This is a genomic window from Bacillus sp. FSL R5-0654, from assembly GCF_038008745.1.
GTDB classification, from domain to species: Bacteria; Bacillota; Bacilli; order Bacillales; family Bacillaceae; genus Bacillus; species Bacillus safensis.
In genome coordinates this window covers 2,126,586-2,147,139 of the sequence record NZ_JBBOZV010000001.1, presented here as the reverse complement: position 1 = coordinate 2,147,139, position 20,554 = coordinate 2,126,586, and the positions used below count along the sequence as shown (strand labels likewise).

Below are 20,554 nucleotides of genomic sequence, written 5' to 3'. Positions count from 1 at the left end.
AAACGCTTATTTTTCCACGAATGCTTGTTTGTTTTAGGTCAAGCAAGTAAGATAGTACATGAGGTGAAAGACAAATGGAACGTTTACAGAAAGTAATTGCACATGCCGGCGTCGCTTCAAGACGAAAGGCTGAAGAATTAATTAAAGAAGGACGAGTTACCGTTAATGGTCAAACAGTGACAGAGCTCGGAGTGAAGGTGGGCTCTTCAGATAAAATTGAAGTCAATGGCTTAAAGCTTGAAAGAGAAGAACCGGTTTACTTTATGCTTTATAAACCGCGCGGCGTCATTTCGGCTGCCGAGGATGATAAAGGACGTAAGGTCGTCACAGACTTCTTTGATGATGTCCCGCAGCGCCTTTATCCAATCGGCCGGTTAGATTATGATACGAGCGGTTTGATTTTGATTACAAATGATGGGGAATTTGCCCATAAGCTCATGCACCCGAAATACGAAATTGATAAAACGTATGCAGCGAAGCTAAAAGGCATTCCATCAAAGGAACTGCTTAGAAAGCTAGAAAAAGGGATCATGTTAGATCATAAAAAAACAGCACCTGCTCGTGCGAAAATGCTTTCTATTGATAAACGAAAGCAAACTTGTATTGTCCAATTAACCATTCATGAAGGCAGAAACAGACAAGTGCGCCGCATGTTTGAAGCGATTGGCCATGATGTGTTAAAGCTAAAAAGGGAGCAATATTCGTTCCTTCATATTGAAGGTATGAGACCAGGAGACCGCAGAGAATTGTCTCCACATGAAGTAAAGCGCCTGAGAGCAATTGCCGATCATGGGAAAAGCGCTTTTTAATTTTCACATAAACTTCAAAAAATGAAGAAGCATCAAAAGAAGGAGAATGCTATAATTTACCTGAATGTCTATGGGGAAGGGGTACTTCAGATGAAAAAAAGACGGTTTTTCATACGGACGGGCATTCTCCTCGTGATGCTTGCTGCACTTTGTTATACAATGTATAACTCAGTATTTGCCAAACAGGATCGAGTCAAAGAAGGATCTATTGCGCCAAACTTTGTCCTTCAATCTGTGGATGGGGATCGGATTGAGTTAAAGGACTTAAAAGGCAAAGGTGTCTTTCTTAATTTTTGGGGTACATGGTGTGGTCCGTGTAAACAAGAATTTCCTTATATGGCGAATCAATATGAAGTGTTCAAGGATCGCGGTGTGGAAATTGTCGCAGTCAATGTTGCGGAGTCCAAGATTGCCGTGAAAAATTTTATGGAATCCTATGGCGTGAATTTTCCTGTTGCCATGGACAAAGATCGTCAAGTAACAGAGGCGTATGATATTGGGCAGCTGCCAACTACGCTTTTACTTAATCCTGAAGGCAAGGTAATCAAAGTCATAAAGGGAACAATGACAGAACGTCAAATCTATGAGTATATGAATTTGATTAAACCAAAGGGGTCATAGAATGAAAGAGGTAAAGTGCGAGTGTGGACATATTAATCCAATCGGTACTGTTCTATGTGAATCATGCGGGAATCCCATTGCGGCTAAAGAGAAGAACTCTTCAAAGCTGCTTGATATGAGATATGACGGCAGTGCAAGACGCTCGCAAACATATAACAAAACGATTGTTGATAAAGTATGGAACTTTTTTTCTTCCGTTAAAGTAGGTGTGTGGCTGATTGTCATTACACTGCTTGCTTCTTCGCTTGGGACGATTTTTCCGCAGGAGCGATTTATTCCGCCAGGAGCATCTGCTTCCACGTATTATGAAGAGCAATATGGATCATTTGGCAAGCTGTATTATACACTTGGATTCCATGACCTTTATAATTCTTGGTGGTTTTTAGCTCTTATCGCATCAATCGGAATCTCTCTTGTCATTTGTAGTCTCGACCGCGTTATGCCTCTTTATCGAGCACTCAAAAACCAAGGGGTTATCAAAAAAGAAGGCTTTATGAGAAGACAGCGTCTGTTCAGTGAGACAGACAAAACATTAGATCAGCATACATATGAAGGCATCATCAGAGCAATGAAACAAAAGCGTTACCGCGTGCGAGAAGAAAATGGGTATATTTTAGCCGAAAAAGGACGTTTTTCACGCTGGGGACCTTACGTCAATCACATTGGATTAATCATCTTTCTCATTGGATCGATGCTCCGGTTCGTCCCGGGCATGTACGTAGACGAAACGCTGTGGGTCAGAGAAGGTGAAACTGCACCGATTCCAGGTACGGATGGTCAATATTTCTTGAAAAATAATGCGTTTTCAATTGATCGTTATGAAACTGGAAATGAAAAAGAAGTGTTTGAGAATGCCATTGAAAAAGCTGGCGACGGTCAAGTGGTGAAAAGCTATAAAACGGATGCCATTTTATACAAACGTGAAGGAGAAGTTGTATTTGGTGAAAAGCCCAAGCTGAAGCAGGTAACAGAACACGATATCAAAGTGAATGAACCGCTCAAGTTTGACAATTTCTCATTATATCAAGTAGATTTTAAGCAAAATGAACTCGATCAAATGGTCTTTCAGCTGATTCGTAAAGATACAGAAAAATCTTTCGGTACAGTGAAGATTAATCTGCTGGAGCCTAAGTCAGAATATGATCTTGGTAGCGGTTACAAAGTCAAGGTGATGAGCTATCTGCCTGATTTTTATTTTGACGATGATGGAACGCCGAGTACGAAAACAAGGAATCCGAATAATCCTGCTTTCGTGTTTGAAATGATTTCTCCTGAAAAACCTAAAGGTGAAAAAAGCTTTGTCGCCATTCAAGAGACAGTAGAGGGTTCTGATAATAATTTATATAAAATGAAGTTTGATCGGGTTGAAACGAAAAACGTCACAGGGTTAACAGTTAGAAAGGATTTAACACTTGGCGTGCTCATAGTAGGCGGAATCATCTTCATGATTGGTGTCGTGCAGGGGATGTATTGGCAGCATAGAAGAATCTGGCTGTCGGCAAAGGATGGAAAAGTATTGGTGGCAGGACATACAAACAAAAACTGGTTCGGCTTAAAGTCCGATATTGGAGTGTTACTGAACGGCAGTGGCATCAAACAGCCAGTTGATCAAAAAGAACTGCCTGATACAACAAGTATCAGCAAAAGCAAGGGGGAAGGATTAGATGGCGGCAGTCAGTGAAAATCTGTTATTTGCAGCTTTTCTATTTTATTTAGCGGCAGTTCCTTTTTTTGGTGGTGCCATTAAGGGAAAAAAAGAAGAAGGACCGCGCAGGAATAAGGCGGCACTCATTGGCATTACGCTTACCATCATCGGTTTTTTGAGCCAGTTGGGCTATTTTATTTCAAGATGGATCGCATCTGGCCATGCACCAGTCAGTAATTTGTTTGAGTTCACAACGGCTTTTGGCATGATGCTGGTGCTTGCATTCATCATTTTATATTTTGTGTATCAAGTATCTGTACTTGGTTTATTCACACTTCCAATCGCTTTATTGATTATTGCCTATGCAAGTATGTTCCCATCAGATATTTCACCGCTGATTCCTTCACTTCAAAGTAATTGGCTTTATATTCACGTGACAACAGCAGCACTTGGCCAAGCCATTTTAGCCATCAGCTTTGTGGCAGGTGTCATCTTTCTATTAAAGCATGTGGATCAAACAAAGCCAGGGAAGAAGACGTTTGGTTTAGAGCTTGTCATGTTTATGATTGTGGTCACACTTGCATTTATCGCTGTTACATCTATCTTTAGAATGACAGGATATGAAGCGACATTTAATTGGATCGATAAAAATAAAGAAAAAAGTGAGATGGTCTATGAGCTGCCAGCTCTTGTCGGACCTCATAAAGGGGAGCTTGTGACGGAAGATCGTTTGGAACCGTTTGTTGAGCTGCCGCCTGTTTTTTCAGGTAGAAAGGTCAATACGGTGTTATGGTCATTTGGCGTAGGGCTGATCATATACGGACTCATTCGATTGATCATTCGCAAACGGCTGAGCGCACTGCTTCAACCGCTAGTGAAACAGGTGAACCTAGATTTAGTTGATGAAATTGGGTATAGGGCGGTTTCGATTGGTTTCCCTGTATTTGCGTTAGGCGGGCTGATCTTTGCCATGATCTGGGCGCAAATTGCATGGACTAGGTTTTGGGGCTGGGACCCGAAGGAAGTATGGGCATTGATTACGTTTCTCTTTTATGCTGCCTATCTTCATCTTCGCTTGTCGCGAGGCTGGCATGGTGAAAAGTCCGCATGGCTTGCTGTGATCGGCTTCGCCATTATTATGTTTAATCTCATCTTTGTCAACCTTGTCATTGCGGGGCTTCATTCTTACGCATAATCACAAGGAAAAGCCAACTTTTATGATTCAATTCGGCTTTTTGTTAAAATGAATGTAACAACGGAGAAAGCAGGAGGACTGTCTAATGGAACACAAAACTCAAACGAAAATATTAGTCGTAGATGATGAGGCAAGAATTCGCCGCCTTTTAAAAATGTATTTAGAACGTGAAAATTATGAAATCGATGAAGCGGAAAATGGAGATGAGGCGATTCAAAAAGGGCTTCAAACCGATTACGACCTCATTTTGCTCGATTTAATGATGCCTGGTACAGATGGAATCGAAGTGTGTAATCAAATTCGAGACAAAAAAGCGACTCCAATCATTATGCTGACGGCAAAAGGAGAAGAAGCCAACCGCGTTCAAGGGTTTGAGGCAGGAACGGATGACTACATTGTCAAACCTTTCAGCCCGCGTGAAGTGGTTTTACGTGTAAAGGCATTGCTCAGAAGATCGTCTCAAACGTCTTATTTGAATACTGGGACAACAACAAAGGATGTTCTTGTGTTTTCTCATCTTTCTATTGACCATGATGCACATAGAGTGACGGCTGATGGCAAAGAAGTCAGCCTCACGCCGAAGGAATATGAGCTTTTATATTTCCTTGCAAAAACACCAGATAAGGTCTATGACAGAGAAAAGCTGCTAAAAGAAGTATGGCAATATGAATTCTTTGGAGACTTACGAACAGTTGATACGCATGTCAAACGACTTCGTGAAAAACTGAATAAAGTGTCACCAGAAGCAGCGAAAAAAATCGTAACTGTATGGGGTGTCGGGTACAAATTTGAGGTCGGCGCTGAATGAAACTGTGGAAAAGTGTTGTAGGAAAGCTATGGTTAACCATTCTTTTCCTCGTCTTGATCGTTTTATCTATTTTAACTGTGCTTCTTTTAGAGTTCATTGAGAATTATCATGTAGAAGAAGCAAAATCTGATTTAACACAAATGGCAAACAAAGTAGCGGTCATTTTAGAAAGCCATGAGGATCAATCGCTTGCAAGGTCGATTACATCAGAGCTCGCTGACAAATTGACGAGTATTGCGATCATCCAAGAGGACGGGCTAGAGTGGTATTCGTCTGAAAAAGACGGGAAGCTTCCTGCGATTACAAAGAAACAAATTGAAGCAGACAGCGATTTAAATCAAGCACTGAAAGATCGTAAAAAAATCAGTAAACGGGCAGAACCTGATGCAGGCAATCAAAAAGATGAACGGATTGTAGTCGGTGTTCCATATGAGGCGAACGGAAAAAAAGGCATGGTCTTTCTTTCTCAGTCACTCCTCGCTGTAGAACAAACAACGAAACATACGACACGCTACATCTTTTTAGCCGCCGGAATTGCGATTGTACTGACCACTATATTCGCTTTCTTCTTGTCAACACGTGTCACCTATCCTCTCAGAAAGATGAGAGAGGGTGCACAAGATTTGGCGAAAGGGAAATTTGATACAAAGATTCCTATTTTAACGCAAGATGAAATTGGAGAACTGGCGATCGCCTTTAATCAAATGGGGAAGCAGCTTAAATTCCATATCACAGCCTTAAATCAAGAAAAAGAACATTTATCTAATATTTTAAGCAGTATGGCTGATGGCGTCATCACCATCAATATTGATGGAACGATCTTGATGACAAATCCTCCAGCAGAACGATTTTTACAGGCATGGTATTACGAGCAAAATATGAAGATCAAAGATGGAGATGAACTGCCGCCAGAAGCGCGCGAGCTATTTCATACAGCTGTCAGTACAGAAAAAGAGCAAATGATCGAAGTTACGCTGCAAGGGCGTACCTGGGTTCTTCTTATGTCTCCGCTGTATAATCAGCAGGATGTCAGGGGAGCAGTTGCAGTCCTTCGTGATATGACGGAGGAACGAAGACTTGATAAGCTGAGAAAAGATTTCATTGCCAATGTCAGTCATGAACTTCGTACACCAATTGCCATGCTGCAAGGGTACAGTGAGGCAATTGTAGATGATATTGCAGGATCAGAAGAGGAAAAGAAAGAGATTGCGCAAATTATCTATGATGAATCACTTCGAATGGGACGTCTTGTGAATGATCTTCTAGATCTAGCGAGAATGGAAGCAGGTCATATTACACTGAATCTTGAATCAACAGATACGGAAGAGCTGACAGAGAAGATTTACCGTAAGTTTCTCGGGATTGCGAAAGAAAAACAAATCGACCTTACGTATGATATTCAAGTGGCTGAACCGTACTTTGTATTCGATCCAGATAAGATTGAGCAAGTGTTTACGAATCTCATTGATAATGCCATTCGTCATACACCAGAGGGCGGCGAGGTTCACTTCTCGGTTCAATCGGTGGAGAACGGACTGAAAATGGATGTAAAAGATTCGGGGAGCGGAATTCCCGAAGAGGATCTGCCCTTTATTTTCGAACGCTTCTATAAAGCCGATAAAGCAAGGACAAGAGGACGTTCTGGTACTGGACTTGGCCTTGCGATTGTGAAGAACATCGTCGAGGCACATCAAGGCTCTATACATGCTCATAGCAAAGCGGGTGCAGGTACACACTTCACATTCTATATTCCGAGAAAAAAGCAGGAACTCGTCTAATCTTGACGAAGAATCTTGTTACATGAGAAACACTTCTTTTCGTAAAGAAAATGAAGTGTTTTTCTATTTTCAAATTTTTAAGGAGAAGTTAAACAAAAAGCCCTTTCCAAACTGTCGAACTTGTAATATATTTGTCATAAAGTTGTAATGTAACGTTTTATAAGAGTCACTCGACAAAAATAAGTGAACGGAGGGGTTTCCTATGCATGAAACCTTTCAAAAAATATATGATTCGTACCATCAAGATTTGTACCAGTTTTTATTTTACATGGTTAAAGATAAAAATCAGGCAGAGGATCTCGTACAGGAGGTTTACATTCGGGTACTTCACTCATATAAAACTTTTGAAGGAAGAAGCAGCGAGAAAACATGGCTGTTTTCAATTGCAAGGCATGTGGCGATTGACTGGTTTCGCAAGCAGCAAACCATTAGACAACGGGTACTCGGCACGTTTGATTGGGATAAGCAGGATGTAAAAGACCCAGACTTGCTCCCAGACGAACTGGCTGTACAGGATGAAAATACTAAAGAAATTTATGCCGCGCTTGATCACTGCACGATTGATCAAAGAGCTGTCATCATTTTAAGGTTTATCCAGGGCTACTCAATCATGGAGACGGCAAAGGCGCTAAAGTTCTCGGAAAGCAAAGTCAAAACAACGCAGCACCGAGGCCTGAAAGTGCTCCGAAAACATATGGAGCTTTTGAAGGAGGAGCTAGTGAATGAAAACGAACAGGTCCGATTGGAGCGAAGAACGAATCAAGGTGTTACTAAGTCAGCTTCCAAAGGTGGAGGACAACCGTTCATCTAAGCAGATATACCAGCAGGTGCTGATGGCAAGCGGGAAGAAAAAGAAAAGTGTCAAATGGATCGGTCCAGCGGTGGCAACCGTTGTGGTTTTATTTATGGCGTTTTTAATTTCTCCTCATTTATTTCAGCCGGCTGCTCAAGAACAGCATCAACAGATGAAAATGGAATCAAGTGCTGACAAAGGACAGGCAAATGCCACATTAGAGCCCGTCAAACAGGCAAATGGTACCACACACGTTGTTTCTCATGAAGACAAGCAAAAGTATATGACGGTTGCATACATAGATGAATCGACATCTCAAGTGGTTCCCATAAGTATTGAAAAAGAGAATGAACATGGCCATTTGCAGGAAATGATGAACACATATGAACAGGTGCAGCTGCCTGAAATGACAAAGCCTCTTCAATCTTATCTTGAGATGGTGGACCTTCGTGAAAATGGGAATACACTTGTTTTTCAGTTAAAAAATGATTTGTCCCTTGATACGATAAAGGAAGCCAATCGATTTAAAGATATGGTAAAAGAAACGCTCAAATGGAGCAGGTATAAACAAGTGGAGGTCAGGTCAGTTAAAGGTTCTCATCTTCAATTAGGGACTAGCAGCTTTGGCACGATATCAATTGATAAACAAACGAAGAAAGCTTATTACGTGTTAGAAAATAAGAGCGGGACTTTTTTGGTGCCCTCAAAAACACATTATTCTACTTATGAAGATGCGGTAGAGGCCATGAAACGCACGAGTGATTCTGGACTTGAACCATTAATTAAAGAAGAACCCATTAAAGAAGTGACATCAAAAGGTAAGCATGTAACCATCACGTTTGGAGCATCAGCGCAATTATCGGACTCAATTGATCATACTCTACTCATTGAAGGTCTGCTGCTCACAGCGAAAGATTTTGGTTTTACAGATGTCACCATTCAATATGGAGGAACAGATCAAGTAGGACCATATGAATTAAATGAACCAATAGAGGTACCGGCTCTGCCGAATCCAGTTGTCATCAAAGAACGTTAAAGGACGCAAGCATTTCATTGCGTTCTTTTTTGATGTATAGAAAATGGTCTTCTTGCTGTATACTAAGCTGTCATGAAAAGAACCTCAAAGAAGGGGAGTCACTGATGAAAAGGTATTGCTTCATAAGTGCCAGCTGTTTTTTGCTCTTGATCTTAGCGCCATTTGCCCATGCGCAGAAGACAACCGAATGGGTGGAACCAGTGAAAGGAGAAGTCACTGACTTGTTTGGGACAAGGGGCGGCTCGCATAAGGGATTAGATATAGCTGCGCCAGAAGGAGAATCCATTTTTGCTGCAAGTGAAGGTGTGGTCACGCGTTCGTATGTATCGGCTACATATGGAGAAGTTGTATTTATTCAGCATCCGAATGGATACGAAACTGTCTATGCTCATTTACACGAGCGTTTTGTGAAAAAGGGTGACCATGTACAAGCGGGACAGCCGATTGGCATAATTGGCAACACAGGGGCCTCCAGAGGCACTCATTTGCATTTTGAAGTACATCGTGGCAATTGGTCAGTCAGCAAAGAGGATGCAATAGATCCGCTCAAAATGATTGCTGTGGAACGCTTCCGAGAGCCGGCTCTTCATGTAAATGGACATGAAAAAAATACATATGTCATTAAACAAGGGGATACCCTTTGGTCGATAGCAAAGGCGCATGAAATGACTGTGGAACAGTTGAAAATGATCAATGAGCTGACCACTCACCTCATTCGAACAGGAGACCGTTTAATGGTTTCAACTAAATAAACCTCATGCAAAGCATGAGGTTTATCACTGTTTTTTATAGGTCAATCAGGCGGACAGAAAGAATATCCTGCACTTCAGTTAATTTTTTCACAATTTCGTCCTCTAGATGCTTGTCGAAAGAAAGCATCATAATGGCTTCGCCGCCTTTTTCTTTACGTCCCACCTGCATTGTTGCGATGTTGACATCATGGTCGCCTAAAATCTGTCCAACCTTTCCAATCACACCAGGTGCATCTGTATGCTGGATATAGACAAGGTGTCCATCTGGGTAAAAATCAATATTAAAGCCATTAATAGAAACTACGCGTTCCCCTAAATGCGGAATGTAAGTCGCTTTAAGAGTAAAGGTTGAAAGATCACCTTTGACTTCAATAGAAATACTGTTTTCGTAACCAGATTCGCTGGAAGAAATTTTTTCACTAAAGCTAATGCCTCGTTCTTTTGCGACCATTCCAGCATTTACTTCATTCACAGTCGAATCAACACGCTCTTTTAAAAAGCCTGACAGGAGACTCTTTGTGATAAATGATGTTTCGAGTTTTGAAATAGAGCCTTCGTAAGAAATGCCTACTTCTTTTACAGGTTCTCTCATGGATTGAGAGACAAGACGTCCAAGTTTTCCTGCAAATTGATGATAAGGCTGAATCTTTTTGAACTCGTCTTTTGTCATCGCTGGTAGATTAATAGATGACATGACAGGAAGGCCTTTTGCAAATTGAAGGACTTCTTCAGATACTTGCGCCGCTACATTTAATTGTGCTTCTTTTGTAGAGGCACCAAGATGCGGAGTTGCAATGACGTGTGGATGATCCACAAGCGGATTATCAGTTGGAGGTTCTACCTCGAATACATCGAGTGCAGCTCCTGCGACATGGCCGCTTTCAAGTGCCTCAAGAAGGTCAGCTTCGTCAATAATGCCGCCGCGCGCACAGTTTACAAGGCGAACACCTTTTTTCGTTTTTGCAATCGTTTCTTTATTGAGAAGTCCTCTTGTCTCTTTTGTTAATGGCGTATGTACCGTAATAATATCTGATACTTCGAGTACTTCATCAAGTGATTTCGCATTGACGCCAATTTTTTCTGCACGTTCTTTTGTGAGAAATGGGTCAAACACGTTGACTGTCATGCCAAATGCTCTTGCACGCTGGGCGATTTCACTTCCGATTCTGCCTAAACCGACAATCCCAAGAGATTTTCCATAAAGCTCAGCACCAACATATGCACCTCTGTTCCATTCTTTTGATTTGACAGAAATATTGGCTTGTGGAATATGACGCATAAGTGATGAAATCATAGCGAACGTATGCTCAGCTGTCGAGATCGTATTACCGTTTGGTGCATTGATCACGATGACGCCATGCTTGGTCGCTTCATCAATGTCAATATTGTCTACTCCCACACCGGCCCGGCCGACAATTTTTAAGGAAGTCATTTTTTCATAAAGCTCTTTCGTTACTTTTGTGGCACTTCTGACAAGTAAGGCATCAAACGTGTGTAATTCATCTTCTGCTTCTGCTACATTTTTTTGGACAATTTCAACAAAATCTGATTCTAAAAGTGGTAGAAGACCATCATTGCTCATCTTATCTGAGACTAATACTCGAAACATCGTTAGATTTCCTCCTAAAATAAACGTCATAAATATCTGATAATTTACCATATTCCTTTTCACTGTGTCAATCAAATTAAAGCAGTAAAGTGAAAAAGGAAACACGAACATTTCTTTGTGTCTTTATAAAGAATGAACACCTTTAAACAAAAGATAACCAATTTTTACGCATTTGTCATTAGAATTTTTGTGTTTTTTACGATTTCTTAAAACTGATGAATTTGCTCAGGATTTTTATCTGTACAAATGCTCATATATCATATATAATGATGTCGAATTGAATAATGATCAATCTTCGGGGCAGGGTGCAATTCCCTACCGGCGGTGATGAGCATAGTCTCTAAGCCCGCGAGCCTTTTTGGCAGGATTCGGTGTGATTCCGAAGCCGACAGTATAGTCTGGATGGGAGAAGATGGAGGTTCATAAACGTTGAAAACATTGATGTTCACACGTTTATTTGTCTAGCCCAATTTCCCCGCTCCTGTTTTCAAGGGCGGTTTTTTTGTGGCTAAAATGGAACAATCCTCTTTTCGAAAGATTTGATCGAAAAGGAGAGAGAATATTGAATCAAAGTAAAGTAAAGCGTTTAGTTGTTACCAGTATGCTCAGCAGTATTTCGTTTGTGTTAATTTTATTGGATTTTCCTTTCCCGGGTCTTCCAGCGTATTTGAAAATTGATTTTAGTGATATCCCGGCAATTATTGCAATTTTAATTTATGGACCGGGTGCAGGGATTGCAGTTGAGGCATTAAAAAATGTACTGCATTACCTCATTCAAGGCAGTATGTCCGGCGTTCCAGTTGGGCAAGTCGCGAACTTCATTGCAGGCACACTATTTATCTTGCCAGTCGCCTTTATGTTCAAAAAAATCAAATCAGCAAAAGGGATGGCATGGTCTATGATTGCGGGTACATTGCTTATGACTGTGATGATGAGTATTTTAAATTACTTCTTATTCCTGCCAGCTTACACATGGTTCTTAAACGCGCCAGAACTATCTGATCATGCGCTCAAGACGACCATTACAGCAGGGATCTTACCATTTAACTTTATTAAAGGAATCATCATTACCATCGTGTTTAGCCTCATTTTTGTGAAAATGCGTCCATGGTTTGAAAATAAACGCCGACTTCAAAATAGTTAATATAAAAAAAGCCCCTGCATAAGGGGCTTTTAGATTGTTGACAAAGAGCTAAAATGATCTTTATTTTAGCTCTTTGTCTTCTTTTCAGCGTGATAGAAAACCTTTGCAGTCTAGGAAGGACGAGTACCGGAGCGGAGCGAATTGAATATTCGTGAGCACTGGAGCGCAGACCTGACACCGAATGCGAGGGTTTGTTTACATGCTGAAAGCCCCTGCATAAGGGGCTTTTATACTATTCATGCTTAAGCGGGTCACCATCGAAAGATTCGTCCGCAACTTTGATAGAATCTGTTGGACATCCTTCAAATGCATCAAGCATATCTTCTTCAAGTACTTCTGGAACTTCTACAGTCCCTTGGTTGTCATCAAGCGTAACAAATGCAATGCCTTCATCATCATAATCATAAATGTCTGGAGCAGCTGCACCGCATGCGCCGCAAGCAATACATGTGTCTTTGTCTACAATTGTATATTTTGCCATGTTAAAAAAATACCTCCCAGATTGTTCGATGGAACAAATGGTCTAACCTTTTTAGTTTCACCGATAAAAAACAATTTCCTCAAACCTTATTGTAATGATTTTAATTTCACATTTCAACTGTAAAGTGATTGAGAATGCTTATCACATAAGGGTTTGTTCATAACTTTCCCCCACAAATTGAGTTTAAACATTTCTTCTTCTATGAAATCTGTTAAAATAAAGGGAGAAAATATTCGAATTTTGTCAGGAAGACAGGTGCTTTGGCGAATGACTCTTCATTACTTGGATGTCATGTTAATGGACAGCGTATATAAATTGAACGGCGAACGCTCCATAAGTGCTGTCTACCATCTTTTTAAAGGAAAAAAATCATCACAAACCATACAGGATGCCAGTTTATTTCAGCTTTCAAAGTATTTCGGCTGTTACCCGGGGTTTACGAGGGATCAGCTGAATCGCTCTACTATAAAGCTTGACGAAAAGCACTACATCAAAAAAACAGGGGAGACATTCATTGTTACAGATGCAGGACAGCAAATGCTAAACCAGCATTTCTCAGAAAAACCGATGCCCGCTTATTTTCATGGTGCCAAATATCATGATAAAGCAAAGGTGTTATGGATGAGGCTCTCGTTACTTGTACAAGTGCTGTCTCACCATCTGGCTGGATTGCATCAATATGTCCCAATACAAAGAGATGTATCTGTACAAAGCTGGACGAAATCCTTCTTAAAACAGCATCACGAGAAGAATAAGCTATCGGAAGAGCTGCATCATGAACTCGAAAAGCTCCTTAGCCGTATAAGTGATCAAGAGGCGTTGATATTTGTTTATTCATTGACCTCAAATGAAAGAATTGGGCGTACGTATCAGCAAATGGCAGAGTGGCTAAAAGAAGATGTGTGGTATGTGTACCTGCTTTTTTGGAATGTCCTCCATTATTTTATTCATGCTGCCCAAAAAGGTGAGGCGCAGCTCATGCAAAAGCTCGTAGGTGACCTTGAATTCAAACGCGTGCTGACAACCTCTACGCACAAAACGCTCGAGCTTGTGCAAAAAGGCTTTGATATTGATCAAATTGCTCACATTCGCTCTTTAAAAAAGGCAACGATCGAAGACCATATTGTCGAGCTGTCCATACATGAACCGAGCTTCTCAATAGAGCCGTATGTGAGCGAAGAAGAGCAGCAGGCCATTCATGCAGTAGCCAGAGAGCTTCAAACAAATAAAATGAAGCTGATTAAAGAAAAACTCGAACATCCATTTACTTATTTTCAAATACGATTGGCTCTGACAAGGATGGTGAAAGCACATGGATAAGCTTCATCAGACGCTCATGCGATATTTTGGTTACGACTCATTTAAAACGGGTCAAGAGGACATTATTCAAAGTGTACTGAATCAAAAGGATACGGTTGCCATGCTGCCTACTGGCGGCGGGAAATCCATCTGCTATCAAATTCCCGGCTATATGACAGATGGATTAGTTCTCATTATTTCGCCGCTGTTATCGCTTATGGAGGATCAAGTCGAACGAATGAAAATGCGCGGAGAAAAACGAGTGGCGGCACTGAACAGCACATTGTCTTTTCAGGAGAGACGACATATCATTCGGCATTTGCCCTCATATAAATTTTTATTCGTCGCCCCTGAGGCATTAATGTCAGAGGTACTGCTAGAACAGCTCAAATCGATGCATATTGGTCTGTTCGTCGTCGATGAAGCCCATTGTATATCCGAATGGGGGCATGATTTCCGACCGGAATATTCCAAGCTGGGAGAATGGAGAGAAGCGTTAGGTCATCCTGTCGCCTTAGCACTGACGGCAACTGCAACAAAACAAACGCTAAAAGATACCGTACAAACGTTAAGATTGAAGCATCCAGACTTTCATATTCATTCTGTCAACCGGCCAAACATCGCATTAGTCAAAGAAGCGGACGAAACGAAAGAAGCAAAAGAAAAACGGGCTATTGAGCTTGTTGAATATCTTCAGGGCCCCGGTCTGATTTATTGCCCAACCCGGCAAATGACAGAAGATATGGCGCTCATTATGAAACAAAAAACCCATCAGCGTGTAGAGTATTACCATGGCGGGATGGATCCAGGAGACCGTATGCTTATTCAGCAGCAATTTATCAGCGGACAGCTTGATCTTATTTGTTGTACAAGTGCTTTTGGAATGGGAATTGATAAAGCAGATATACGATTTGTTATTCATATGAGCCCGCCGCAGTCAATTGAAGCATTTATGCAGGAAATTGGAAGAGCAGGACGGGACGGGAAAAAGAGTGTCAGCATTCTTTTATATACAGAAGAGGATGCGGACATTCAACAGCATTTAATACAAGCAGAGGGCTTTGATGAGCCAGAAATTGATTTCTTCTTAGCCAGGCTGATACAAATGCAGACAAATGATGAAAAGAAATTACGTGAACAATTAATGGAATCAGGGCTTCAGGAGACACGTGCAAGAATGCTGATCCATTATTACAGGATGTATCAGTCTGACGAGCCGCGTGTGCTGCTGATGAAACTGAAAGAGAAATTGCAGGACAGACAAACAGAAAAACTGAGAAAAGTGTGGCAATTTAAGGAGCGGATCACAGATCATGGCTGCTTTAGACAATCTCTGTTATCATACTTTTACGAACAGCTTGATCAAACAGAGAGCGCATCCTCTGGCAGCTGCTGCTCTTCTTGCGGACTTGACCTGTCTGATTATGAAAAAAAAGATCAACCATTGGAGCTGAATGAAATGAAACACTGGAAGACCGTGCTGGATCGTATGTTTCATCTGACAAAAGAGGCGCAGCATTGATTGAACAACATCGCCGGATCATCGAAAAATTAACCGATCGACAAGTAGTAGAACAGCTGTATTTCACGCAGCTGCTGATGCTGGTCATTTCCTTTTTACTAGGTATATTTATGTTTGATCATTGGACAGATTTCACATCTCTTTGGGAGATCCAAGATGCGCGGATACTGACTTATGGAATTGGCGGCGCTGCGGTTGTGATCATTGTGGATGCGATTGTCATGAAGGTGTTTCCTGCTCATATGTATGATGATGGCGGATTAAATGAAAAAATGTTCAAAAACCGCAGCATCCCGCATATTGTTTGGTTAACACTGCTCATCGCCTTTTCAGAGGAAATTCTATTCCGAGGGATCGTCCAGCAGCAATTTGGACTGGAGATTGCCAGTATTGTGTTTGCGCTCCTTCACTTTCGCTACTTATCAAAAATACTCTTGTTTATCCTTGTGGTTTCTATTAGTATTTTTTTAGGACTTTTATACGAGTGGACGGGGAATTTATTTGTTCCTGTCATGACCCATTTTGTCATTGACTTAGTCTTTGCTTGTCAAATTCGTTTGAAATATAGGGGGAGGGATGAACATGGAAGAAATGTCGAGAATGAAGAGAAAGAAGGAGCAGCTGACAAACATCCATGATGATGTAGAGGAAATTTTTGAAGAAGAAGTTCAGCCTTCAGATGACTCTCACTTTCCTACACGAGAAGATTTTCATGAATATAAAAAGCAGCGCACGAAAAAGGTGCGCAATCCATTGTTTACAACACTGGCTATTATCTTTCCTATTATCGTTGTCACAGTGTTCTTCCTTTTGATCTACTACACATCAAAGGAAATCAACCATAATAATAATCAAGATGTATATAATATTGATTCTACATCAAGTGCTGACACAGACCCAGTCCCGTCAGCACTTGCCGAAACGAAAAATGATTCAAGCGCTAATAAAGCGGATGCGTCTGATGATGTGAAGCAAAAGAAAGAGGAAGAAAAACAGCGATTGAAAGAAAAAGCTGAACAGAAGAAAAAAGAAAAAGCTGCTAAAGAGAAAGAAGAGCGTGAACAAGCAGCGAAAGAAAAAGAACGCGAGAGAGCTGAAGCTGCCAAAAAGCGTGAACAGCAGCAGCTAGCCTTGCAAAAGCAACAGGAAGAGAAAAAAAGAAAAGAAGCCGAAGAGAAAAAGAAGCAGGAAGAAAAGCCAGTCCGTGTCGTGCAGCACACTGTTGGTCCAGAGGAAAACCTGTATCGAATTTCAATGAAATATTACAAAAACCGTTCGGGTGAAGAGAAAATTAGAGCCTATAATCATTTAAAAGGTAACAGCGTGTACAGTGGTCAAGTGCTGAATATTCCACTAGAAAACTAATCACCTGACATGAAAAAAGAAGCATGCACATACATATGTAGAAAAAAGGGACAGGGTGTATGTGATGACATTGCACACAATCAGCCGATATATGGATCAGCCGACACAGAAGATGATGGAAACATTGATCAAAAGAAAGCATAAATATGAGGGTTTTGCCAAGCAGTGCAAAAGATGGCAATGGACAGCCCTTCTATCGCTGGCCATTCTTTTGTTTTATTTTGTGATCACGGCAAATACGGGAGGCGGCTCGCTTCAGCCGGAAGCCATGATTGCCACACTGCTTGGTCATGAAGTATTTCTGTTTTGGATCATGGCTGAGGTCTTTGCTTTTTACGCATCTTATTATTATAAGAAAAAAGAAGAAAAGGCTGAGGATGAATATCATCGGCTTCGATGTGAAATTATACAAAAGAGCACAGACTTATGGCCGCAATCAAATCAGTGGAAAGAGCGCGAGGCGGTTTTTCACTATATGCAGAAGCAATTTGACATTAATCTCTATTATGAAAGTAAATAAATGAGAAAAAAAGACGTTTAACAGTTGAAACGTCTTTTTTCATTCAAGCGTCTTATGAAAGAAAGATATGTAAGGGAGCCATTTGTGATGAAATATGCCATCGGATTTACTGCCGCCATTGCGGCTGTTACAACAGGTGTGTGTGTAACGGCAAAAATGGTGAAAACGGCAAAACAAAACAACATCAAAAAGCATTACTTTACAATAGAAGCACTTCAATCAGACCGGCCTGCTGTCATTTTCTTTATTTCTGATACACACAGACGTCTCATCAGTGACGCTTTATTAGCAGAAATCAGACAGGAAGAGCCAGATGTGATTATGATTGGCGGAGATTTAGCAGAAAAAGGTGTGCCCTACGCAAGGATTGAAGAAAATGTGAAACGTTTATCAAGAATTGCGCCGGTTTATTTTGTTTGGGGAAATAATGATCATGAGCTGCATCAGCAAAGGTTTAAAGAGATTCTTCATGCATACGATGTCACGACTTTGCAAAATGAAACGGCTGTATGGAATTTCGATGGCCAGCGAATCAAAATCGGAGGAATTGATGATATTCGGCTTGAAAAAGCAGATTATGAAGCGATACGGCCAGAGTTTGTGAAAGATGATGTCAATATTCTCTTATCACACAATCCAGATGTACATCATTTGATGAGTGAAGAAGAGGGAATCGACCTTGTCCTGAGCGGTCATACTCATGGGGGACAGATCCGAATTGGGAAATTTGGTCCATATGAAAAAGGAAGAACAGGCCAGGTCAAAGGTGCGTTCTTTCTCATTAGTAATGGATACGGGACAACAAAAATTCCCATGCGTCTCGGAGCAGAACCAGAAACCCATCTGATCTATTTAATGCCTCTAAAAACGCGTTAATTTGCGGCACCCTCAATATTTTCCATAAAAGTCACCGTAAGCATAGCTTCATGCTTGTCTTCCGTCTTGACACAGTGTAAACTGAATACAAAATTAAGAACCTATGACTCATCATCTCATATACTACAGTATGATGTGTGTTTAGAAGAGGCAGGAGGGAACGTTATGCGACTGGAGCGTCTGAATTATAATAAAATCAAAATTTTTCTCACACTAGATGACCTGACAGACCGAGGTCTTACGAAAGAAGACCTTTGGAAAGATTCGTTCAAAGTCCATCAGCTGTTTAAAGACATGATGAACGAAGCGAATCAGGAGCTCGGTTTTGAAGCGAATGGACCGATTGCTGTTGAAGTATTTTCTCTTCAGGCGCAGGGGATGGTCGTCATTGTCACAAAGAGTCAGCAGGAAGATGCTGATGATGAGTTTGATGAAGATTACATTGAGATGCAAGTCAAGCTCGACGAGAGTAAGCATGTGCTCTATCAATTTGCCTCGTTTGAAGATGTGATTCAACTGTCCCATAGTTTAAGTCGTATTGGACTTTTAGGGGGTACAGTTTACCATTATGAAGGTCAATATTATCTCAGCCTGGATGATGTTGGAGAATTATCTGCTGATACAGTCATTTCGATTTTAGCAGAGTTTGGTTCACCTACGACACTCACCATTCACCGGCTAAAAGAATATGGAAAAGTGATCATGCAAGACGATGCTGTGAAAACGATTCAAATGTATTTTTAATCACTTTTTTCTATTATATTTAATACTGTTGTGATGAAACAACAGTATTTTTTTATATCCTTTTTTATATTTATAAACGCTGATATTTTATTTTGATAAAAAACGCTTTTTACCTTTGCTTTACCAGTACGAAGGTGTATACTATTGCTTGAAAGGGAGCAGTAGATCATGAAAGATTTCTAGGGGGTTTATTTTAATGGCAGCCGATCAAAACGCCGCTCATAACGCAGAAGATAAGCTAGATGTTTTAAAGTCAACTCAAACCGTCATACATAAAGCGCTAGACAAATTAGGGTATCCGCAGGAAGTGTATGAATTGCTGAAGGAGCCAATTCGTCTATTAACGGTCAAAATTCCAGTACGTATGGACGATGGATCGGTGAAAATTTTCACTGGTTACCGTGCACAGCACAATGATGCTGTCGGTCCAACAAAAGGCGGAATCCGTTTTCACCCGAACGTTACGGAAAAAGAAGTAAAAGCGCTTTCAATTTGGATGAGTTTAAAATGTGGAATTGTGGATCTTCCTTATGGCGGAGGAAAAGGCGGTATTATCTGTGATCCAAGAGAAATGTCATTCAGAGAGCTTGAAAAACTAAGCCGCGGCTATGTTCGCGCCATCAGTCAAATTGTTGGACCAACAAAAGATGTTCCAGCACCAGACGTGTTTACGAACTCTCAAATTATGGCATGGATGATGGATGAATATTCTAGAATTGATGAATTTAACTCGCCAGGATTTATTACAGGAAAACCAATTGTTCTTGGAGGATCACACGGACGTGATACTGCAACAGCAAAAGGTGTGACGATCTGCATCAAAGAAGCGGCGAAGAAAAAAGGAATTGACATTAACGGAGCTCGTGTTGTCGTACAGGGATTCGGAAATGCAGGAAGCTACTTAGCTAAATTCATGTATGATGCTGGAGCAAAAATCGTAGGGATTTCAGATGCATACGGCGGATTATACGATGAAGATGGTCTAGACATTGACTACTTGCTTGACCGACGTGACAGCTTTGGAACCGTCACTAAACTATTTAACGATACAATTACAAACCAAGAGCTGCTTGAGCTGGATTGTGATATCTTAGTACCTGCAGCCATTGAAAACCAAATCACAGAAGATAATGCGGCAAACATTAAAGCCAAAATTGTCGTAGAAGCAGCAAATGGCCCAACGACACTGGAAGGAACTAAAATTCTTTCAGATCGTGGTGTACTGCTTGTTCCAGACGTACTTGCGAGTGCGGGTGGTGTAACTGTTTCTTACTTTGAATGGGTTCAGAATAACCAAGGGTTCTACTGGACTGAAGAAGAAGTTGAAACTCGTTTAGAAGATATGATGGTGAAATCATTTAATAATATTTATGAAATGGCGCAAAACCGCCGAATCGATATGCGTCTTGCTGCATATATGGTCGGTGTACGTAAAATGGCTGAAGCTTCTCGATTCAGAGGCTGGATTTAAGCGGCTGATTTGCATCGCGCCTTAAAATCTCCTATCCTTAAATAGGAGATTTTTTTATGGAATGGAACAAAGAATCAAACAGCCCA

20 protein-coding genes and 1 riboswitch are annotated in these 20,554 nt (G+C 41.0%); of the genes, 18 read left to right on the top strand and 2 right to left on the bottom strand.

Annotation, left to right across the window (positions count from 1 at the left end; translation table 11 throughout):
* The first annotated feature begins 74 nt into the window (after positions 1-74).
* The 9 genes from rluB (at position 75) to NSS76_RS10680 (ending at position 9,437) form a co-directional block, all read left to right on the top strand.
* On the top strand, positions 75-809 hold the full coding sequence (gene rluB / locus NSS76_RS10720; protein ID WP_024422842.1) for a 23S rRNA pseudouridine(2605) synthase RluB: 735 nt from the start codon (positions 75-77) through the stop codon (positions 807-809).
* Between the two features lie 90 nt (positions 810-899).
* Complete coding sequence (gene resA / locus NSS76_RS10715; protein ID WP_047204114.1) at positions 900-1,430, top strand: thiol-disulfide oxidoreductase ResA; 531 nt, start codon at positions 900-902, stop codon at positions 1,428-1,430.
* 1 nt (position 1,431) lies between these two features.
* Positions 1,432-3,111, top strand: a complete 1,680-nt coding sequence (resB, locus tag NSS76_RS10710) for a cytochrome c biogenesis protein ResB (RefSeq protein WP_171464488.1) — start codon at positions 1,432-1,434, stop codon at positions 3,109-3,111.
* Positions 3,095-4,270: a c-type cytochrome biogenesis protein CcsB gene (ccsB, locus tag NSS76_RS10705; protein WP_044332831.1), complete on the top strand. Its 1,176-nt coding sequence runs from the start codon at positions 3,095-3,097 to the stop codon at positions 4,268-4,270. Before resB ends, ccsB begins: the two co-directional genes overlap by 17 nt.
* An 85-nt stretch (positions 4,271-4,355) precedes the next feature.
* Positions 4,356-5,078, top strand: coding sequence for a response regulator transcription factor (locus NSS76_RS10700; RefSeq protein WP_044332833.1), 723 nt, complete (start codon positions 4,356-4,358; stop codon positions 5,076-5,078).
* Positions 5,075-6,856, top strand: a complete 1,782-nt coding sequence (locus NSS76_RS10695; protein WP_024422838.1) for an ATP-binding protein — start codon at positions 5,075-5,077, stop codon at positions 6,854-6,856. Before NSS76_RS10700 ends, NSS76_RS10695 begins: the two co-directional genes overlap by 4 nt.
* A 202-nt stretch (positions 6,857-7,058) precedes the next feature.
* Complete coding sequence (gene sigX / locus NSS76_RS10690) at positions 7,059-7,667, top strand: RNA polymerase sigma factor SigX (RefSeq protein WP_024422837.1); 609 nt, start codon at positions 7,059-7,061, stop codon at positions 7,665-7,667.
* A complete protein-coding gene (locus tag NSS76_RS10685) occupies positions 7,579-8,685 on the top strand; it encodes a sigma X negative regulator (protein ID WP_122631055.1) in 1,107 nt (368 codons plus the stop codon). Before sigX ends, NSS76_RS10685 begins: the two co-directional genes overlap by 89 nt.
* 104 nt (positions 8,686-8,789) lie before the next feature.
* A complete protein-coding gene (locus NSS76_RS10680) occupies positions 8,790-9,437 on the top strand; it encodes a M23 family metallopeptidase (RefSeq protein ID WP_122631054.1) in 648 nt (215 codons plus the stop codon).
* Between the two features lie 34 nt (positions 9,438-9,471).
* Here the strand turns inward: NSS76_RS10680 and serA are convergent, their stop codons facing one another.
* A complete protein-coding gene (gene serA / locus NSS76_RS10675) occupies positions 9,472-11,046 on the bottom strand; it encodes a phosphoglycerate dehydrogenase (RefSeq protein ID WP_024422834.1) in 1,575 nt (524 codons plus the stop codon).
* Positions 11,047-11,333: 287 nt separating this feature from the next.
* A riboswitch (FMN riboswitch) is annotated at positions 11,334-11,464 on the top strand.
* A 144-nt stretch (positions 11,465-11,608) separates the two neighbouring features.
* Here serA and NSS76_RS10670 point away from each other — a divergent pair.
* Positions 11,609-12,190, top strand: a complete 582-nt coding sequence (locus NSS76_RS10670) for an ECF transporter S component (protein WP_041109656.1) — start codon at positions 11,609-11,611, stop codon at positions 12,188-12,190.
* A 232-nt stretch (positions 12,191-12,422) separates the two neighbouring features.
* Here NSS76_RS10670 and NSS76_RS10665 read toward each other — a convergent pair whose 3' ends face one another.
* Positions 12,423-12,671 carry a ferredoxin gene (locus tag NSS76_RS10665; protein WP_008361239.1) on the bottom strand — a complete coding sequence of 83 codons (249 nt, stop codon included), beginning with the start codon at positions 12,669-12,671 and terminating at the stop codon, positions 12,423-12,425.
* Positions 12,672-12,938: 267 nt separating this feature from the next.
* Here NSS76_RS10665 and NSS76_RS10660 point away from each other — a divergent pair, with 267 nt between their 5' ends.
* The 8 genes from NSS76_RS10660 to NSS76_RS10625 all read left to right on the top strand — a co-directional run bounded on the left by NSS76_RS10660 (position 12,939) and on the right by NSS76_RS10625 (position 20,468).
* On the top strand, positions 12,939-13,991 hold the full coding sequence (locus tag NSS76_RS10660) for a helix-turn-helix domain-containing protein (protein WP_332284191.1): 1,053 nt from the start codon (positions 12,939-12,941) through the stop codon (positions 13,989-13,991).
* Entirely contained in the window at positions 13,984-15,492 is a 1,509-nt protein-coding gene (locus NSS76_RS10655; protein ID WP_341082143.1) for a RecQ family ATP-dependent DNA helicase, read from the top strand. Before NSS76_RS10660 ends, NSS76_RS10655 begins: the two co-directional genes overlap by 8 nt.
* Complete coding sequence (locus NSS76_RS10650; protein ID WP_024422830.1) at positions 15,489-16,130, top strand: CPBP family intramembrane glutamic endopeptidase; 642 nt, start codon at positions 15,489-15,491, stop codon at positions 16,128-16,130. The genes NSS76_RS10655 and NSS76_RS10650 overlap by 4 nt, the downstream gene beginning before the upstream one ends.
* On the top strand, positions 16,075-16,857 hold the full coding sequence (locus NSS76_RS10645) for a LysM peptidoglycan-binding domain-containing protein (RefSeq protein ID WP_332284195.1): 783 nt from the start codon (positions 16,075-16,077) through the stop codon (positions 16,855-16,857). The genes NSS76_RS10650 and NSS76_RS10645 overlap by 56 nt, the downstream gene beginning before the upstream one ends.
* Positions 16,858-16,921: 64 nt before the next feature.
* Positions 16,922-17,377, top strand: a complete 456-nt coding sequence (locus NSS76_RS10640) for a DUF2663 family protein (RefSeq protein ID WP_332284197.1) — start codon at positions 16,922-16,924, stop codon at positions 17,375-17,377.
* A gap of 87 nt (positions 17,378-17,464) precedes the next feature.
* Positions 17,465-18,253, top strand: coding sequence for a metallophosphoesterase (locus tag NSS76_RS10635; RefSeq protein WP_103131992.1), 789 nt, complete (start codon positions 17,465-17,467; stop codon positions 18,251-18,253).
* 165 nt (positions 18,254-18,418) lie between these two features.
* On the top strand, positions 18,419-18,997 hold the full coding sequence (locus NSS76_RS10630) for a genetic competence negative regulator (protein ID WP_024422826.1): 579 nt from the start codon (positions 18,419-18,421) through the stop codon (positions 18,995-18,997).
* A gap of 196 nt (positions 18,998-19,193) precedes the next feature.
* The gene (locus NSS76_RS10625) at positions 19,194-20,468 is read left to right on the top strand and encodes a Glu/Leu/Phe/Val family dehydrogenase (RefSeq protein WP_007500982.1); all 1,275 of its coding nucleotides are present in this window, start codon (positions 19,194-19,196) and stop codon (positions 20,466-20,468) included.
* The last annotated feature ends 86 nt before the right edge of the window (positions 20,469-20,554 follow it).

What these genes read in the sequence shown, in the direction of transcription:
- NSS76_RS10680 (WP_122631054.1), top strand. Translation starts at nt 8,790, where the DNA reads ATGAAAAGGTATTGCTTCATAAGTGCCAGCTGTTTTTTGCTCTTGATC.
- sigX (WP_024422837.1), top strand. Translation starts at nt 7,059, where the DNA reads ATGCATGAAACCTTTCAAAAAATATATGATTCGTACCATCAAGATTTG.
- NSS76_RS10665 (WP_008361239.1), bottom strand. Translation starts at nt 12,671, where the DNA reads ATGGCAAAATATACAATTGTAGACAAAGACACATGTATTGCTTGCGGC.
- serA (WP_024422834.1), bottom strand. Translation starts at nt 11,046, where the DNA reads ATGTTTCGAGTATTAGTCTCAGATAAGATGAGCAATGATGGTCTTCTA.
- NSS76_RS10660 (WP_332284191.1), top strand. Translation starts at nt 12,939, where the DNA reads ATGACTCTTCATTACTTGGATGTCATGTTAATGGACAGCGTATATAAA.
- ccsB (WP_044332831.1), top strand. Translation starts at nt 3,095, where the DNA reads ATGGCGGCAGTCAGTGAAAATCTGTTATTTGCAGCTTTTCTATTTTAT.
- rluB (WP_024422842.1), top strand. Translation starts at nt 75, where the DNA reads ATGGAACGTTTACAGAAAGTAATTGCACATGCCGGCGTCGCTTCAAGA.
- NSS76_RS10640 (WP_332284197.1), top strand. Translation starts at nt 16,922, where the DNA reads ATGACATTGCACACAATCAGCCGATATATGGATCAGCCGACACAGAAG.
- NSS76_RS10695 (WP_024422838.1), top strand. Translation starts at nt 5,075, where the DNA reads ATGAAACTGTGGAAAAGTGTTGTAGGAAAGCTATGGTTAACCATTCTT.
- NSS76_RS10635 (WP_103131992.1), top strand. Translation starts at nt 17,465, where the DNA reads ATGAAATATGCCATCGGATTTACTGCCGCCATTGCGGCTGTTACAACA.
- NSS76_RS10645 (WP_332284195.1), top strand. Translation starts at nt 16,075, where the DNA reads ATGGAAGAAATGTCGAGAATGAAGAGAAAGAAGGAGCAGCTGACAAAC.
- NSS76_RS10630 (WP_024422826.1), top strand. Translation starts at nt 18,419, where the DNA reads ATGCGACTGGAGCGTCTGAATTATAATAAAATCAAAATTTTTCTCACA.
- NSS76_RS10700 (WP_044332833.1), top strand. Translation starts at nt 4,356, where the DNA reads ATGGAACACAAAACTCAAACGAAAATATTAGTCGTAGATGATGAGGCA.
- NSS76_RS10625 (WP_007500982.1), top strand. Translation starts at nt 19,194, where the DNA reads ATGGCAGCCGATCAAAACGCCGCTCATAACGCAGAAGATAAGCTAGAT.
- NSS76_RS10685 (WP_122631055.1), top strand. Translation starts at nt 7,579, where the DNA reads ATGAAAACGAACAGGTCCGATTGGAGCGAAGAACGAATCAAGGTGTTA.
- NSS76_RS10655 (WP_341082143.1), top strand. Translation starts at nt 13,984, where the DNA reads ATGGATAAGCTTCATCAGACGCTCATGCGATATTTTGGTTACGACTCA.
- resB (WP_171464488.1), top strand. Translation starts at nt 1,432, where the DNA reads ATGAAAGAGGTAAAGTGCGAGTGTGGACATATTAATCCAATCGGTACT.
- resA (WP_047204114.1), top strand. Translation starts at nt 900, where the DNA reads ATGAAAAAAAGACGGTTTTTCATACGGACGGGCATTCTCCTCGTGATG.